This window comes from Actinomyces bovis (assembly GCF_900444995.1).
GTDB lineage: Bacteria > Actinomycetota > Actinomycetes > Actinomycetales > Actinomycetaceae > Actinomyces > Actinomyces bovis.
On the sequence record NZ_UAPQ01000001.1, the window covers coordinates 78,002 to 94,924 of the forward strand.

Genomic DNA, 16,923 nt, shown 5'->3' on the forward strand with positions numbered 1-16,923 from the left:
CCACCCCAAAGCCACAAAGATTCGAACATGTGTACAGAATACGCTCACCCACCGACACCAAAACGCGAATCCTGACGAATTACCGCTACAGTGCCCAAGGCGCGCCCGCGCCTTTCCCTAAGACACCCGGCAGGATTCTTATGAGTGAAGCATCTAGCCAGGATCGGTTGAACCGGTCACTGCGCACCCGCCACCTGAACATGATCGCCATTGGCGGCGCGATCGGCACCGGCCTGTTCGTCGCCTCTGGTGCCACCATCTCCACCGCCGGCCCCGGAGGCGCCGTCGTCGCCTATGCCGTCACCGGCCTTATGGTCTGGCTGATTATGCAGTCCCTGGGCGAGATGGCTGCCTTCCTGCCAGTGTCTGGTTCCTTTGGTGAGTACGGACGCCGCTTTGTATCCCCCTCCTTCGGCTTCGCGATGGGCTGGAACTACTGGTTCAACTGGGCCATCACCGTGGCCGCCGAGCTGGCAGCCGCTGCCCTGGTTATGAAGTACTGGTTTCCCGACACACCTTCCTACATTTGGTCTGCGCTGTTCTTAGCCATCTTGTTCGGGATCAACGCTCTGTCCACCCGAGCCTACGGCGAGAGCGAATTCTGGTTCGCCGCTATCAAGGTCATCACCGTGATCGTCTTCCTGCTCCTAGGCGTGGCCATGATCCTCGGCATCCTGGGCGACGCTCCCGGCACCGCGAACTGGACTAACGGAGAGGCTCCCTTTAAGGGCGGCCTTGAAGGCATCTTCCTGGTCATCCTGGTGGCGGGCTACTCCTTCCAGGGCACCGAGCTAATCGGCGTGGCCGCGGGTGAAGCTGAGGACCCAGGCAAGAACATTCCCCGCGCTATCCGCACGATCTTCTGGCGCATCCTGCTGTTCTACATCGGCGCCATCATTGTGATCGGTTTCCTGATCCCCTACACCGACCCCAGCCTGCTCTCAGCTGCTGAGGAAAACAATATCTCCGTCAGTCCCTTCACCCTGGTCTTCAAGAAGGCCGGCATCCTGGCTGCCGCATCGTTGATGAACGCGGTGATCTTGACCTCTGTGCTCTCTGCTGGCACTTCTGGCCTGTACGCCTCCACCCGCATGCTCTTTGCCTTAGCTGAGAACGGTCACGCTCCAGCCTTCCTGACCAAGCTCTCCCAGCACCAGGTGCCCATGAACGCCCTGGTGGCGACGACGCTGGTTGGCTTGGCGGCCTTCATCACCTCCATCGTGGGTGATGGCCAGGCCTACAAGTTCTTGCTAACAGTCTCTGCGCTCGCTGGCTTTATCACTTGGATCGGCATCTCTTGGTCCCATTACAAGTTCCGCAAAGCCTTAGCAGCTCAGGGATTTAGCTTAGATATCTTGCCTTACCGGGCTAGCTTCTTCCCGGCCGGTGCGATTATCGCCTTGGTGGCTTGCGTCGCCATTGTGATCGGTCAGGCCTACGGCCCAATCAAGGAAGGGGCATCTATTGCGAAGCTGCTGCTGCCTTTCATCGGCATCCCGTTCTTCCTGGCGCTGTGGCTTGGCCACAAACTGATGACTGGTTCTAAGTCGATTAATCCGGCTGAGGCAGACCTGTCCTCTGACACACACCTCACGCTAAGCCGCGATGCCGCGTTAACCCCCGAGTCTTGACCACCCTCCACTAAAGCTCGTGGCTCGCTTCATTGCGACTTCTGAGCCGAACAGACAAGTCATAGATTGGATCATACGTGCAACGCCGGAACTTTATGCTCCTGCTGGCTGCTGGCACGGCAGGAGCCCTTTCCGCCTGCGCTACCAGCACTCCCAACACAGTTACAGCGCCGCCTCTACCAAGTAATTCACCATCCCCGATCGCGCCGCCGTCACCCAGCCCGACAGCCTCTCCCACCCCCACCCGCAGCCCCTTGTGGCTACAGGATGGTCCGCCACCACTGCCTGCACCACAGACACTTGATGGGGTGTTCACCGGTCTGCCAAAAGCAGTAGGTAACGCGGTGGCAATCACTGTGGACGATGGCGCTGACGCCTCGGTAGTAGATGCCTATTTGGACTTTGCTAAAGCCTCTGGGGTTCGGCTAACTTTCTTCGTAACGTCCTCATACCCGGGATGGGAAGCTTGTAAGGACAAGATGCGGCCACTGATTGAGTCTGGGCAGGTACAGCTTGGCAATCACACGGTCACACATGCAGGCCTGACCAGCTTGGGGGAGGCGGGGATCATTAAAGAGCTTTCTGGCTGTGAGACTTTCCTAAACCAGACTTATGGCGTCACCGGCACCCCCTTTATCCGCCCACCCTACGGTTATCGGAACCGCCGGACAGACTCGGTATGCGCCAAGCTTGGTTACACCGCTCCCACCATGTGGTACGGATCTTTTGGTGACTCTGGATTACTTACGGAAGAGGTGCTGCTAGGCGAGGCACGTAAGTGGCTCCTGGCCCAGCATGTGGTTATTGGGCACGCTAATTTTCCAACAGTGACGCACCTTTATGGGCAAATCATTGAAATCCTAAGGGAGCGTTCTCTGCAGACAGTGACCTTGGATGATGTGTTCTTCGGTCCTGGCCATAGCCGACAGGTTTGAAGAATGCCCGCAGGCCTGCACTGTCACCGGGGCGTATGCCCGCCAGGGGCTTGGATCCCTAGGTGTGCCAGCAGCAGATAGGCCAGCAGGGCCAGCCCCCAAGAACTAAAGGAACCGATTAGGAACTCCTCCGCCTTGGCACCAGCCTGAGGGCGACGCGCACCGGCCGTGGGAGAGCTTGGTGGCGCAGCCTTGGGGACATCCGCGCTGATCTCCGGGAAGCGGATCACGCCTTTGGCGGCAACCACCGCAGCAATCGCGGCTGGGGCGGCGCTGAAAGCCAGCACTAACACCAGCAACCGCTCAAGGGTGCCGATCCAACGCCCACCACCAAGTAGCGCCCCAACTGGTTCTCGTCGCAAGGCCCCAGCCCCCTCAAGGTCAGCTGGGCGCACTAGCCGCAGCAGTGCGGCGACGACGTCGTTGGCCGGGTCTGTCAGCAGCAGCCCCACACCCACCAAAGCGCAGCCAGCAACAGCTCGCGAGGCGCTGCCCTGCTCCCCGAATGCCAGCACCGCCGCGAAGCCCACAAGGGCCAGCGCCCGCCAAAGTGCCGCCTTAGCCCGCCCCTCTGCACCAGCTCGGCCACAGAGCAAACCCCATACGATCCATACCAGGGGTGCCAGGAGTACCAGCACCAACCACAGGCTCAAGGCCAAATGCAAAGTCCTCAGTGCCACCAGCAGCCCAAAGAGCGAAGTGAGCACCGCGACCGTGAGACCGAGCCGCCGCCGTAGCTGCGCGCTTCGCCAGTGAAACAACTCACTGAGCAGCCTGGGCAAGGTAGCCACGACCCCTACCAACAACAGCAGTAGTCCACTCATTGGGCTCTCCTTCGCTTGCGACGGCTAAGCAAACTCACGGATCCATCTGACTCAATTTCCGCCAGCTGGCTTTGCGCCTCCAACAGGCCAGCAGCACTCCCCCGCACCAGGTCAGAAACGGCCGCCTGCGTAACCCCCTCGCGGTGGGCTGCCTCCGCCTGGGTGGCCCCCATCAATAGGTGGGCCACCAGACGGCGGGGCCTGTTGGCCATGCGCTCCACCGCCTGATCCCGCAACACCAGGAAGGCGTTGACCAGTGACTCACTAGGTAGGGATGGTGTGCCCCCCTCCCTTTCTGGCGGTGAAGCCATACGGAAGCGGGTACGCACGAAACCTAGACCGGCATCCTGAGCTGCATGCGCAGCATTGATCGCCTCCCTGGCAGCCCACCAGGCCGAGCCGTCTTGAATGGCGCCAGCATCGTCATTGCCCACCTTGCGAGCTTGCCCAGCCCCGATGCCGAAGCGCAGTGCCAGGCCTTCAGGGAGCAGCAGGTTTGTGCGCAAGGTGAGAGTGAGTGCAGTCTCCAGGCTGGTGGCGAGAGCCTGAAATTCGTCACCGACTGTGGGGTACGGCGCCTGCGCCAGCTTGAGGTCGGCGGCAGCCCGTTGGAAGGCGCTCTCAAACTCTTGCTGGGCCACTGCCCGATCTGGGAGCGTGCGCGAGGAGATAATGTCTGCGATCACGGCGTACAACAAAGCCATACTTAAGTTTATAACTTGTATTCCTCTGAATACAAGCATTTCACTTTAGTGCCTCTCTTGAGTACAAGCTCATACCTTGTACTAGCAGAGATACAAGTCAGGCTCTTATCTCCTAGCCTGTAGGCGTGTCAGTCAGTCAACAGTCTTCCAACCCGCAGCTTCACACCCGCCAGTCCGGCAGTTCGGACGCCACGTCTGAGCACAAACCTACGGAGCCTCCCCTTATGCCACCAGCACCCTCGCGCTCCACCTGGACAACATTCGCCTGGCCCCTAGCACTTGGGGCGCTTATCTTCCTAGCTCTCTCACTAACCCTGCACCTAGCCCCTGCCAACATCGGCAACTTTGACCAGGAGCTAACTCGCACCGCGCTCTCCTGGCGCCACCCAGGTATCACCCCATTGGTAAGCGCCCTGACAACTCTGGGCTCCCCCTTAGGCATGACACTGCTCACCTGTTTGACCTCCGCCTACTTGGCCATAAGAAGCAGCTGGCGGCCAGCGGCCTTCACCTTGTGCACCATGCTCGGAGTCGCCCTGCTGTCCGCCGGATTCAAGCTGTTCTTTGCTCGGCCCCGCCCGCCACTGGCAGACCTGCTGGGTTCTCCTGAAAGCAACTACTCCTTCCCCTCGGGGCACTCCCTGGGCACCGCCGCCTTTGCCACAATCCTGATCTGCCTAGCAGTGCTAGCCCCGCTCTCCGCACGCTACAAGGCTGCAGCGATCATCTGTTCTGCCGCGCTAGCACTAGGCGTAGGCCTATCCCGCGTGTACCTGGGCTACCACTGGCCCACAGACGTACTAGCAGGATGGTCCTTGGGGGTGACCTGGCCTTGCCTGGTACTGCTGGTGGCACTGTTCTGGCGGCAGCGCCAGACTGCCAGCAAACCACCCCAGCTTTCTTCCGCTCAGTTATAGCAGCCCTCCAGCCACCACCTCCCTGCTCGCACTAGCAGCAGGCTCTCTCCGCTGCGTGTGACCACTTGCAGGTAGGCACGCCGACGCCCGCCGCTAGGACGCCACCAGGCCTCAGCCACCGGCCAAGGCCCTGCCCAGAGACTAACCTCCTGCTCACCAGCGTAGGGTCCCGCCTTAATCCGCAGAACTTTGGGTATGCCATCCAGCCTCCCGTGGGCATCTACCCCCAGGTCACGCCCAGCAGCATCCACAAAGTGAGCTGGAGCCGGGACAGACAGGACAACAGCGGGAGACGGCGCTGGCAGGGCGCCACGCCAGCTCTGAGGCAGCTGAGTCACTTTACTCGGCGGCTGCGCCCCCATTAATTCCTCCCCCCAGGGAAGCAGGTGCACGCGCCCGCGCGGGTCCCAGCCCTCCACCACCACCGGCCGAAGAACCGACCCCACCCCCAGCAAAGACTCCACTCTCTCTACGGCTCGACTGGCACGCTGACGTCCATGCGCCCCTGAGCGCGACCACAATCCGCGCTGCTCCGCCCCAGCCGGATACAGGTCCAAAGCGACGAGACGCAGATGCACCAGCGCGGAGGCCGGCCCTTCTCCCCCGCCCGCCAGCCAGCCCTCCAGTTGCCAGCGGACCCGATCGGTTACATCCGACGGCGTCGGCATGCCCTCCAAGACCCAGCTGCGGCTGCGCTCTGCACCGTTTTCACACACCGCTTGCACCTGCAGACGTCTAGCAGCCAAACCCCGCTTGAGCAGCAACTCGCACAGAGACTCCGCCAGAGATCTGGCTGCAAAGGCTGCCCGGTCTGAACGCTCCACTGGTGGATCCAGTTCACAGTCAACCTGCAAGTCGGAGTCTGGGCGCCGCTGAGACGAAGAGCGCACTTCCTTGCCGGAGGCGAGTGAATGCAACAACAAGCCAATTGGACCAAAACGCGCCGCCACATCCCGCCCCGGCAATACCGCCAAGTCACCAAGCAGGCGTAAACCTAAGCGAGAGAAGGTCTCTATCAGCGTCTTAGCTTCCTGGCGCACCCGCCTAGTGGTCAGGGCTGCCAGCAAACTGCTCATGGGCCAAGGAGCTAGGAAATCAGCTACCTCCCCGGCTGGCACAAGCACCCCACGTCTGGCCGCCAGCACCGCCCCCAGCAAAGACTCAGCTACCCCTACCTGTCCCTCCACCCCCGTGCGTTCAGTAACTATCTCAGTTATGCGGGCAGCTAATTGTGCTTCTCCGCCAGCCCAGCGGGCAGGTCCTCTAGCTCCCGCCAGTGCCAGGCCGGGGCGGGCGACTATCGGGTCTGCCACCAGCTCCTCTAGGGCCTCCAACACGGGTTCAAAGGCGCGCGCCTCACGCTCTGGCTGAGGCGGCAGCACCACTAGCTCTGGGCACAGACTGCGTGCCAGGCGCAGTCGCATACCAGCGGTCACTCCCGCAGCCCGGGCTGGAGCCGAGGCGGCCACCACCCCTGCCCCACCAAGCACCGCAACCGCCTGGACCGCCGGATTCAAGTTCTTAGCCCCAACGCCGCCTGCAGAGGTCTGCAGGGAAGGAGTTGCTAAAGAGACGACGGGCCAATCTGGCACCCACAAGGCCAGGAGCCGGGATGTAGGCGCTGCCGCAGCTGCAGAACTCATACAACCACCCGTATATCGCCCGGCCGCACAGGCCTGTGGGCCCGCGAGCGCGCCTCCCCCGCTTCACCCCAGCGGGCTCCTGTGGCTCCCACGCTCAGGTTTAGGTGTGTACCTGGGCGGGTTGGGTCTTGCAGGCTCCAGGTCAGGCAGTCCAGGTAGCCCGTCTCTAGCTCATGGGCAGTTGGGGCGGTGAGTAGTTCCGCAGTCCCCGCCGTCAGACTCCTGAAGGGCACCACCACCGCAGTTCCCTGCTCTGCTTGTGGACTAGCGGTCAAAGAGCGGGCGCCTTCCCAAGGGCTGTCGGTGAGGAGTCGAACTTCTCGCTCACGCACTCGGGCCAGCAGGGAACGGCGGTCTCGCGCTCGCAGGCGTGAGGCAGCGGAGGCGGTGACCAGCACTACATCTACGCCGTCGAGCAGTGCCCCTAGAACCGGCAGCAGTTGTACTCCGGTGCGTTCACCTGCAGGGATGTAGAGCACTCGTTTTAGGTCCAGCCCTAGTTCTGCGGCGGCACACCAACCTAGGTCCTCACCGCCCAGGACTGCACACCAGCCTTCTCCTTGAGCCTTGGCGGCTAGCGCTAGTAGCACAGTGGTGGAGCCGATTACCTGGGTTACTCCCACAGGTATTTGCGCCAGTTTGGTGCCGTCAGCAGCGCCGTCTCCGGGCAGAGGTTCTGACAGGTTGCGCTCCTGCATGGAGCGCAGGCCAGCATGCTCTTCCGCGTGTGCCAGGGCGGCTCGGGCGAGCGTGAGTCGGTTGGTGGCACCAACTGTTGCCTCCAAGCTCCCAGAGGTGATGCCCCTAGCCATGTTGAGCCCTCTCAACCCGCGTCGAACATTTGTTCGATAAGCGTAGCGTTGCCCTCTGACACCTCCAAGTGCAAACTCAGTAACTCGCACTCGCCGCTGTTAGCTGTACTGCGGTTTACGCAGCTGACACGCATAGTCACCGAGGCTTTGTCACGTCTACAGTTGAGTCGTTACCCAGTTCGAGGACTTCTGGAGGTCACTGTGCCCAAGCTGAGTCGCCCACGTTCACCCTTCCCCTACGACCTCCTGCCCGCCCTGCCAACTTTTACTCTGAGTTCCACTGACCTACGTGAGAGCGAACGTGTAGCCGACTGCTTCACCGCCCTGCATGAGAACATCTCTCCTGCGCTCAGTTGGAGCGGCTTCCCGGAGGAAACGCGCTCCTTTGTGGTCTCCTGCATTGACCCGGATGCCCCTACGCCATCGGGCTGGTGGCACTGGACCATAGTCGACCTAGACGCCTCCATCACCTCTTTGGCACAAGGCGCGGGGGAAAGTGACCTGATGCTGGAGGGGGCGGCTTTCCATGTGCGCAATGACTCCGGCGCACACGGCTGGTCCGGCCCCTACCCACCCACTGACGACGGCGACCACCGTTACGTCTTTGCGGTGCACGCCCTGGATGTGGAGACTTTGGGACTTGATGACGAGGCCAACCCCGGGACGGTGGCTTTCCACGTCTCGATGCACGCGCTCGCCCGAGCCCTGCTGACAGTGACCTACTCGGTTAGCAGCTCTCAGGGCGCCGAGGTAACTGCCTTGGAGCCGCTACGGTGAGCACCTCGCACGCCGGAACCCGCACCCGCCGCTCCGCTTCCCGCGCTAATTCAAAGCCTGCCAAGCGTCCCTTGGCGCTGGTAACCGGAGCCACCAGTGGCCTGGGGTTGGCCGTTGCTCGGGACTTGGCCCACGACCATGACCTGGTGCTTATCGCTCGCACTTCCAAGGACTTGGAGGAGTTGGCTAGCGTTCTAGGCGAGGAGTCCAAGGCGCAGGTGACGGTTCTAGCTACTGACCTGACTGATGACGCCGCCACCGCCAAGGCTGTTAAGGCGCTTAAATTGGAGCAGTTGAACGTTTTGGTGCACTGCGCTGGGGTGGAGTCACTGGGCTCTGTGGCGGAGCTTGACGCGGCCAAGTGGCATGGGGTCATGAATCTCAATGTGATCGCTCCGGCCCTCCTTACCCGCCTGCTGCTGCCGCAGTTGCGTGCCGTCAAGGGTCTGGTGGTGCTGGTGAACTCTGGTTCCGGGCAGCACACAAACCCAGGCCACGCGGCCTACTGCACCTCCAAGCATGCCCTGCGAGCCCTAGCTAACTGCCTGCGCGAGGAGGAACGTGGGCAGGTGCGGGTGACCAGCATCTTCCCGGGCCGCATTGATACTCCGATGCAGCGCCGCATCCATCAGCAGACCGTGAAGGCTGCGCGGGCAGCTACCGGGAAGTCGGCCCGGGGTGGGCGCGGAAATGGCTACCGCCCAGAGGACCATATGACGCCTACCTCAGTGGCGGCCACGGTGCGCCTGGCAGTGGACCTGCCGGTTGACGCCGTCGTGGAAGAACTGACAGTCCGGCCAAGTGAACTTTCCTGACGCTGACTCAGCCCTGTTTAAGGCTGGCTGATTCCGGCCTTGCTCTGGCAGGCCCAGATGATCCTGAGCTCAGTTTCCACCTGCAAAACCCAGGGTGCGCCAGGCCTCGTACAGGCCTATGGCAGCGGAATTGGACAGGTTCAGGGAGCGGTTGCCGGGGACCATGGGGATGCGCACCAGGTCGGTGACGCGCGCATGACCCATGATCTCTTCAGGCAGCCCGGTGGGTTCAGGACCAAAGAGCAGGGCATCTCCGTCTTGCCAGTCCACCTGCGTGTAGAGGCGGTTGCTGCGGGCCGTAAAGGCGAAGATCCTTCCGGGCAGCTGCTCCAGGCACTCGTCCCAGGTCTGATGCACGCGAGTATTGGCTAGGTCGTGGTAGTCCAGTCCGGCGCGGCGGAGCTTAGCATCATCCATGTCAAACAGTGGATCTACCAGGTGAAGCATGGAGCCGGTGTTGGCGCTCAGGCGAATGGCGGCGCCAGAGTTTCCGGGGATGCGGGGCTCAAAGAAGACGACGTGCAGCACGCGGGACATCCTGCCACGTGGCGGCGGAGGAGCCGCCTTTAGAAAGGCACAAGCCCGATGGTCCCGGTGTCCCAAGCAGGTGGGTCACCGGGACCATCAAGCCCATTCAAGCAGCGAGATTTACAGGCTATTCAGCCCCACTACCGCACTGGCTCGCGCTGCCACACTGGCTCATTTGGATTCGCGGACCAGGTTGCGCAACACGTACTGCAGGATGCCGCCATTGCGGAAGTAATCGGCCTCCCCGGGGGTGTCGATGCGCACCACAGCATCGAACTCCACCACGGAGCCGTCAGCCTTGGCGGCCTGTACCTTCACGGTGCTGGGGGTGATGCCGTCGTTGAGGGCGGTTAGGCCGGTGATAGAGAAGATCTCTGTCCCGTCCAGGCCCAGCGAGGCAGCGCACTCCCCCACAGGGAACTGCAAAGGCACCACGCCCATACCAATCAGGTTGGAACGGTGAATGCGTTCGAAGGATTCAGCAATCACGGCCTTTACGCCTAACAGGGCCGTGCCCTTGGCTGCCCAGTCCCGGGAGGAGCCAGAGCCGTACTCTTTGCCACCTAGAACCACCAAAGGCACTCCGGCAGCCTGGTAGGCCTGGGAGGCGTCAAAGATCGACTCCAGTTCACCGCTGAGGAAGTTGCGGGTGTAACCGCCCTCCACGCCGTCGAGCAGCTGGTTGCGCAGGCGGATATTCGCGAAGGTGCCGCGAATCATCACCTCGTGGTTGCCGCGCCGTGAGCCGTAGGAGTTGAAGTCTTTGCGCTCCACCCCATGCTCAGACAGGTAGCGTCCCGCTGGGGAGTCAGGCTTGATAGCCCCCGCCGGGGAAATATGGTCAGTGGTCACGGAGTCACCCAGCAGGGCCAGCACGCGCGCTCCGGAGATATCTGCCACGGGGGTCAGGTCCATGGTCAGGCCCTCGAAGAAGGGGGCTTTGCGCACGTAGGTGGAGTCCTGGTCCCAAGCGAAAGTCTCCCCCTCGGGGGTGTCCAGGCCGCGCCAGCGCTCGTCGCCAGCAAAGACATCCGCGTAGTCGCGCGTGTACATCTCGCGGTCAATGGTGGCGTCAACGAGAGCCTGCACTTCGGTGGGGTCAGGCCAGATATCCGCCAGGAACACGTCCTGGCCTTGCGGGTCTTGGCCCAGCGGCTGGGTGGCGAAGTCAAAGTCCATGGTCCCGGCCAGGGCGTAGGCGATGACTAGCGGCGGGGAGGCCAGGTAGTTCATCTTGACGTCGGGATTAATGCGCCCCTCAAAGTTGCGGTTGCCGGAAAGCACGGAAACCACAGTGAGATCGGCGTCGTTAACGGCTGCTGAGACCTCAGCAGGCAGCGGGCCAGAGTTTCCAATGCAGGTGGCGCAGCCATAGCCCACCACATTGAATCCCAGTTCGTTGAGCGCGGGCCACAGGCCAGCTTTCTCGTAGTAGTCAGTGACCACCTGACTGCCGGGCGCTGTGGAGGTTTTGACCCAGGGTTTGCTCTTGAGTCCTTTGGCCACGGCGTTGCGCGCCAGGATGCCGGCGGCCACCATCACCGAGGGGTTAGAAGTGTTGGTGCAAGAGGTGATGGAGGCGATGGCTACATGCCCGTGGTCCAGTTCGGTGGCAGTGCCATCAGCCAGGGTCAGAGGTGTGGGCTTGTGGGCCTCACTGGCGTAGATGGGCAGCGCCTTAGCAAAGGCCTCCTTAGCTCCAGACAGCTCAATCCGGTCCTGGGGCCGCTTGGGTCCAGCAATGGAGGGCACCACGGTGGCCAGGTCCAGTTCCAGGTACTCGGAGAAGATGGGCTCACGCTTTGCGTCGTGCCACATGCCCTGCGCCTTGGTGTATTCCTCTACCAGGCGGACGTTCTCTTCACTGCGGCCAGTTAGACGCAGGTAGTCCAGGGTGACGTCGTCAATGGGGAAGATCGCTGCGGTGGAGCCAAACTCTGGGCTCATATTGCCGATGGTGGCGCGGTTAGCCAAGGGCACGGCAGCGACGCCCTCACCGTAGAACTCCACGAATTTACCCACCACGCCGTGCTGGCGGAGCATCTGGGTGATGGTCAAGACGACGTCGGTGGCGGTGGCTCCGGCGGGGATCGCGCCGGTGAGTTTGAAGCCCACCACGCGCGGGATCAGCATGGAGACGGGTTGGCCGAGCATGGCGGCCTCAGCCTCAATGCCGCCGACTCCCCAGCCGAGCACCCCCAGACCATTGACCATGGTGGTGTGGGAGTCGGTGCCCACGCAGGTGTCTGGGTAGGCCTGGGTGACGCGCTCAGGGCCTTGCGCTGTGGCCCGCTCCACCGTGCGGGTGAAGACCGTGCGGGCCAGGTACTCAATGTTGACCTGGTGGACGATACCGGTGCCCGGGGGTACCACGCGGAAGTTAGACAGGGCGCCCTGACCCCAGCGCAGGAACTGGTATCGCTCCACATTGCGCTCGTATTCGCGTTCCTTGTTGATTTCTAGGGAGCTGCTCAGGCCGAAGGAGTCGATCTGTACGGAGTGGTCGATGACCATCTCGGCTGGGGCGAGGGGGTTGATGACCTCAGGCTTGCCGCCCAGTTCGGCCACGGCCTCGCGCATGGTGGCTAGGTCCACGATGCAGGGCACGCCGGTGAAGTCCTGCATGACGACGCGCGCGGGGGTGAACTGAATCTCGGTGTCCGGCTCCGCCTGGGGGTCCCAGTTGGCCAGGGCGCGCACGTGCTCGGCGGTGATATTTGCGCCGTCCTCGGTGCGTAGGAGGTTTTCAGCCAGGACTTTAAGGCTGTATGGCAGGCGTTCTAGGCCGGCGACGGCGTCAAGCCGGAAGATCTCATAGGCGCGGCCGTCAACGTCGAGGGTGGCGCGTGCGGCGAAGGTGTCGAGGCTAGTCAAGGTGTCGCTCCTGTCCATTCGGGTGCGATTGGGACCTTGGTACCACGGCGGCACGGGTCCTGGGGCCACGTTATCCGACAACGTGTCACCGCGTGTCAACAAAAGCGAGGAATCTTCAGCTTTTCCCCTAGTCGCCGCGTGCAGATGTCCGCAGAGATGCCCAAGGCGGCTCAGCTAGAGGCTCAGCCTCGTGTTAAGACCGCGATCGTCTCGAAGTGGTGGGTGTGGGGGAACAGGTCCAGGGCGCTCATAGCAGCCAGGCGGTAACCGCCTTGTATAAAGGTTCCTAGGTCGCGGGCCAGGGCGGCCGGGTCACAGGCCACCAGCACCACGCGCCGCGGTTCCAGGCCACAAACGGCTGCCACCACCTCCCGGCGCGCACCCGCGCGAGGCGGATCCAAGACGACGACGTCAGCCCGCTGCTCAGCAGCGCCAAAGGCGCCGCCCACCCCAGCAATGGAGCGCGCGTTGACGCGGCCTGCGAACAGGTGTGCGCCGGAGTGTTCATGCAGGAGACGGCGGGCGTCACGCACCGCAGTCTCGGAGCCTTCAATGCTGCGAACCTCACCGGCCAGGAGGCTCAATGGCAGGGTGAATAGGCCTGCCCCCGCGTAGAGTTCCAGGACTTTGAGCCCAGGGGCTTCTTGGAGGGCCTGGGGCTGGCTGAGGCTCCCGGCGGCGGTGGGCTCAGAGCTCAAGGCCGCGCGCAGTACGCGGTCCACCAGCACGGTGGGGGCGTCTCGATGCACCTGCCAGAAGCCTTCAGCATGCAAGCGGTAGCGAAGCTGACCTAGGCCTATCCCGCTGGCGTCCACCACCTCGTCGATTCGCCGCCGTGAGGTGGGCCGTCCTTGGGCATTGAGTACTTGCTTCCCGGCCAGCACCAGCGGTTCTCCCGCACTGGGGGCGACGGCGTGCAGGGTGTCTCCAGGCTTGAGACCGCGGCGCCATACAACCCTTTCGGTCAGGCCTAGTGCCTGGAGTTCAGGCACAGCCAGGGGCAGGGAGTTCAGCGCTAGCACCTCCCCGGAACGGAAACCATGCATTCCCAGCTGTCCGTCGGCGGTTACTGCAAGGCTGATGCGGGTGCGGGTGGCGGTGCCTGCGTGAGCTCGTACCCGGGGCCTGCTGCTGGCCTCAGCAGCCTGCTCACTGGGCATGGCTTCCACCGCAATGGTTCCGCCTTTGGCTTCATGGAGCGCAGCGACGGCATCCGCCACCTCTTGGCCGCCGATGCGGCGCAAACAGTCGGCCAGAACCCAGCGCTTCCAAGTACGTTGTGCGGGCAGGGCCACGTGGCTGAGTTCGCCGCCCCCAACTCCCCCACTGCCGGCTTGCGCCCAGGCGGGACGCACGCGGTCAGGTGAAGCCACCAGGACCTCGGTGGTCTCGGCCCGCCAGGAGCGGGCGCCGCGTTCAGTCAGGCGAGCCCGCACAGTCTCCCCCGGCAAGGCATGGCGCACGAAGACCACGGGTCCGGTGGGATCGTGCTCCAGGCGAGAGACGCAGTGTCCGCCGTGAGCGGGGGCCCCGACTTTGAGGACTAGCTCCTCAACCTGCTTGCCCGTCTCGCTGGCCGACTGTTGCTCAGGCACGAGGCTGCCCCTTCATGGTGTCCTTGGGTCCGTCTGTCTTGGCCTTCCGGGCTGCGGGGGTGGCGGCAGCCCGGCGTGCGGCGGTGGCCCGGCGCTGGCGGGCCTTGGAAGCTAGGCGCATGGCATCGTCGGCATGGGCGATGCCCTTGACCTCCTGGGCTGGGTTAATGCGCATGCCTGCGCGCCGGTAAGTGTGGTCGGGGGCGCCCAGGAGCCAGGGCACTGAGGCCACCACCACCCCCGGGGTAAAGAGCAGCGCAGTCTTGAGTCGGAAGGCCATCTGGTTGTGCAGGGCCTGCTCCCACCAGTGAGCGACTAGGTACTCAGGTAGGAAGATCACCACTAGGTCGCGGGGAGACTCGCGACGCACGGAACGCACATAGGAAACCACCGGGCGGATCACGTCCCGGAAAGGCGAGTCCAGGACGGTAAGGGGCACCGCCAGGTCAGCTTCTTCCCATTCTTGCAGCACGCGCTCGGTGCCGCCGTCGCCGATATCTACGGTGACGGCCTCAATGGAGGTGGGGTGGGTGGATTGGGCGTAGCTGAGGGCCCGCAGGGTGGGTTGGTGCAGGCGGGAAGCCAAGACGATGGCGTGCACGTGGGCGGGAAGCAGCCGGGCCTCGCTGAGGTCCGCCACGGCTAGTTCCTCGCTGACGCGCCGGTAGTGGCGGCGGATCGAGTTCATGACCACGTAGAGGATCGCCATCACGAGTAAGGTGATCCAGGCGCCGCGGGTCACTTTGGTGACCAATACGATCAGGAGTACCAGGCCAGTTCCGGCCACACCTATGGCGTTGATAAAGCGCGAACGGCGCATCCGGCTGCGCATGCGCGAGTCGGTGGCTAGAGCCAGCTCACGGGTCCAGTGGCGGACCATGCCAATTTGAGAAAGCGTGAAAGAGATGAACACGCCGATGATGTAAAGCTGAATCAGACGGTTGGTGTCCGCCTGGAAGCCCAGGACAAAAGCGACGGCTCCCAGCCACAGCACGATGATGCCGTTGGAGTAAGCCAGGCGGTCACCACGCTGGGAGAGCTGGCGGGGCAGCAACTCATCCCGGCCTAGCACCGAGCCGAGCACTGGGAAGCCGTTGAAAGCAGTGTTCGCCGCCAGCACCAGGATGAGACCGGTGACCACGGTGACCAGGTAGAACATCGGCTTGAAACCGGCGAAAACAGCGGCAGCGATCTGTCCAATCACCGGGTCCTGGTGGTAGCCGGCGCCCAGGGGGATGCCGTCTTTGAGCAGGCTGGTAGCTGGGTCCTCAACCATGCGCACCCCGGTGGCACCAGCGAGGTGCACCACGCTCATGAGCATCAGGGCGGCAATGACGCCAAGCATCAGCAGGGTGGTCGCTGCGTTCTTGGACTTGGGTCGCTTGAAGGAGGGGACGCCGTTGGAGATGGCCTCCACCCCAGTCAAGGCGGCGCAGCCAGAGGAGAAGGCGCGCAGGATCAAGAAGGCCCCCGCCAGGCCGGTCAGGCCTGACTCCCAGCCTCCCGCAGGCACTATCTCGTAGGCAGCTGAGGGAGCTTGCTGCAGGTGGCCGGTGAACTCTTGGATGAATCCTGTAACCGCCATGGCCCCTACAGCCACCATGTACAGGTAGGTGGGGATAGCGAAGGCACCACCGGACTCGCGTGTGCCGCGCAAGTTCAGAACTGCCAGGAGACTGACGATGCCAATGGCGATCCAGACCTTATACGGCGCCAAGGAGGGGACTGCCGCCACCAGGTAGGAAGAGCCTGATGAGATTGAGACGGCCACGGTAAGTACGTAGTCCACCAGCAGTGAGGAGGCGACCACCAGGCCCGCATGCTCACCAAGGTTTGTGGTGACTACCTCATAGTCACCGCCGCCGGAAGGATAGGCGTGGACGGTCTGGCGGTAGGAGGCCACCACCACAATGAGCACGCCCACCACCGCCAGGGCAATCCACGGTGACAGTGCGGTGGCAGCCACACCCGCCACGGCCAGAGTAACCAGCACCTCGTCAGGGGCGTATCCGACCGATGACAGGGCATCGGAGGCGAATACCGGCAAGGCGATTCGTTTGGGTAGGAGCGTCTCTCCGAGCGCTGCGCTCGGCACGGGACGACCCACAAGAAGCCGTTTGAGGCTGTCTGCGAAGTCACGCACGAGAGGAGATGCTACGTCGCTCTATCGTCTGCGCATAGGTGGGGGGTACGGTTGCGCCCGTGCACTTCGTCATTATGGGGTGCGGTCGCGTGGGCGCTTCCATGGCCACGCAGCTTGACCGCATGGGCCACTCAGTGGCCGTCATCGACCTAAACGCGGACGCGTTCCGCCGTCTGCCACCGGCTTTCTCTGGACGGAAGGTCAAGGGAATCGGCTTTGACCAGGATGCTCTTGAGCAAGCTGGCATTGATGAGGCTTACGCCTTTGCCGCCGTCTCAAATGGTGACAACTCCAACATTGTCTCCGCCCGAGTGGCGCGAGAGACCTTTGGTGTGGAGCGGGTGGTGGCGCGCATCTACGACGCCCGGCGCGCCGATGTCTATGAGCGGCTGGGCATTCCTACCGTCGCTACCGTCCGACAAACCGCTGAACAGATGATGCGGCGAATGCTGCCCGCCGGTTCCGCCCGGGAGTTCGACGACGTCTCTGGTGCGGTCACACTGGCGCAACCTGATGTGGCTCCGGCCTGGGTGGGCACCTCCGTAGACTTCCTTCAGGAGCACTCAGGGGCACGAGTCGCCTGGATCTCCCGCGGCTCTTCTGCCTTCGTCCCTAAAGGCAGCACGCTCATCCAGGAGCATGACCGCCTGCACGTGGCTGTGGACTCAGACCAGGTCAGTTCAGTGCAGCGCACCCTGTCACGCCCGCCCGCCAAGGAGGCCTAA

The 16,923-nt window shown here is 63.0% G+C and carries 14 protein-coding genes; 6 read left to right on the top strand and 8 right to left on the bottom strand.

What is annotated here, in order from left to right; all coding sequences use genetic code 11:
* Positions 1–140: 140 nt before the first annotated feature.
* Positions 141–1,631, top strand: a complete 1,491-nt coding sequence (locus DR039_RS00345; protein WP_111835435.1) for an amino acid permease — start codon at positions 141–143, stop codon at positions 1,629–1,631.
* Positions 1,632–1,708: 77 nt separating this feature from the next.
* The gene (locus DR039_RS00350; RefSeq protein ID WP_111835436.1) at positions 1,709–2,566 is read left to right on the top strand and encodes a polysaccharide deacetylase family protein; all 858 of its coding nucleotides are present in this window, start codon (positions 1,709–1,711) and stop codon (positions 2,564–2,566) included.
* A 23-nt stretch (positions 2,567–2,589) separates the two neighbouring features.
* Here the strand turns inward: DR039_RS00350 and DR039_RS11420 are convergent, their stop codons facing one another.
* Together DR039_RS11420 and DR039_RS00360 are read right to left on the bottom strand one after the other, a co-directional pair.
* Positions 2,590–3,390, bottom strand: coding sequence for a hypothetical protein (locus tag DR039_RS11420; protein WP_229116713.1), 801 nt, complete (start codon positions 3,388–3,390; stop codon positions 2,590–2,592).
* Complete coding sequence (locus DR039_RS00360) at positions 3,387–4,094, bottom strand: SatD family protein (protein WP_111835437.1); 708 nt, start codon at positions 4,092–4,094, stop codon at positions 3,387–3,389. Before DR039_RS00360 ends, DR039_RS11420 begins: the two co-directional genes overlap by 4 nt.
* Before the next feature lie 224 nt (positions 4,095–4,318).
* On the opposite strand from DR039_RS00360, the gene DR039_RS00365 reads away from it, so the two are divergent.
* Positions 4,319–5,011, top strand: a complete 693-nt coding sequence (locus DR039_RS00365; RefSeq protein ID WP_111835438.1) for a phosphatase PAP2 family protein — start codon at positions 4,319–4,321, stop codon at positions 5,009–5,011.
* Here the strand turns inward: DR039_RS00365 and DR039_RS00370 are convergent.
* Positions 5,002–6,654 carry a DNA polymerase Y family protein gene (locus DR039_RS00370; RefSeq protein ID WP_111835439.1) on the bottom strand — a complete coding sequence of 551 codons (1,653 nt, stop codon included), beginning with the start codon at positions 6,652–6,654 and terminating at the stop codon, positions 5,002–5,004. The two genes, DR039_RS00365 and DR039_RS00370, sit on opposite strands and share 10 nt — an antisense overlap.
* Complete coding sequence (locus DR039_RS00375) at positions 6,651–7,466, bottom strand: hypothetical protein (protein WP_170166837.1); 816 nt, start codon at positions 7,464–7,466, stop codon at positions 6,651–6,653. The genes DR039_RS00370 and DR039_RS00375 overlap by 4 nt, the downstream gene beginning before the upstream one ends.
* Positions 7,467–7,667: 201 nt before the next feature.
* Here DR039_RS00375 and DR039_RS00380 point away from each other — a divergent pair, with 201 nt between their 5' ends.
* Together DR039_RS00380 and DR039_RS00385 are read left to right on the top strand one after the other, a co-directional pair.
* Positions 7,668–8,243 carry a YbhB/YbcL family Raf kinase inhibitor-like protein gene (locus DR039_RS00380; RefSeq protein ID WP_229116714.1) on the top strand — a complete coding sequence of 192 codons (576 nt, stop codon included), beginning with the start codon at positions 7,668–7,670 and terminating at the stop codon, positions 8,241–8,243.
* Entirely contained in the window at positions 8,240–9,058 is an 819-nt protein-coding gene (locus DR039_RS00385; protein ID WP_111835442.1) for an SDR family oxidoreductase, read from the top strand. The genes DR039_RS00380 and DR039_RS00385 overlap by 4 nt, the downstream gene beginning before the upstream one ends.
* Positions 9,059–9,127: 69 nt before the next feature.
* Here the strand turns inward: DR039_RS00385 and DR039_RS00390 are convergent, their stop codons facing one another.
* The 4 genes from DR039_RS00390 to DR039_RS00405 all read right to left on the bottom strand — a co-directional run bounded on the left by DR039_RS00390 (position 9,128) and on the right by DR039_RS00405 (position 16,198).
* A complete protein-coding gene (locus DR039_RS00390; RefSeq protein ID WP_111835964.1) occupies positions 9,128–9,586 on the bottom strand; it encodes a tRNA (cytidine(34)-2'-O)-methyltransferase in 459 nt (152 codons plus the stop codon).
* Between the two features lie 171 nt (positions 9,587–9,757).
* A complete protein-coding gene (acnA, locus tag DR039_RS00395; protein WP_111835443.1) occupies positions 9,758–12,460 on the bottom strand; it encodes an aconitate hydratase AcnA in 2,703 nt (900 codons plus the stop codon).
* Between the two features lie 182 nt (positions 12,461–12,642).
* The gene (locus DR039_RS00400; RefSeq protein WP_111835444.1) at positions 12,643–14,055 is read right to left on the bottom strand and encodes a class I SAM-dependent RNA methyltransferase; all 1,413 of its coding nucleotides are present in this window, start codon (positions 14,053–14,055) and stop codon (positions 12,643–12,645) included.
* Entirely contained in the window at positions 14,048–16,198 is a 2,151-nt protein-coding gene (locus tag DR039_RS00405) for an APC family permease (protein ID WP_111835445.1), read from the bottom strand. The genes DR039_RS00400 and DR039_RS00405 overlap by 8 nt, the downstream gene beginning before the upstream one ends.
* 59 nt (positions 16,199–16,257) lie before the next feature.
* Between DR039_RS00405 and DR039_RS00410 the strand changes: the two genes are divergently transcribed.
* Positions 16,258–16,923, top strand: coding sequence for a potassium channel family protein (locus tag DR039_RS00410; RefSeq protein ID WP_111835965.1), 666 nt, complete (start codon positions 16,258–16,260; stop codon positions 16,921–16,923).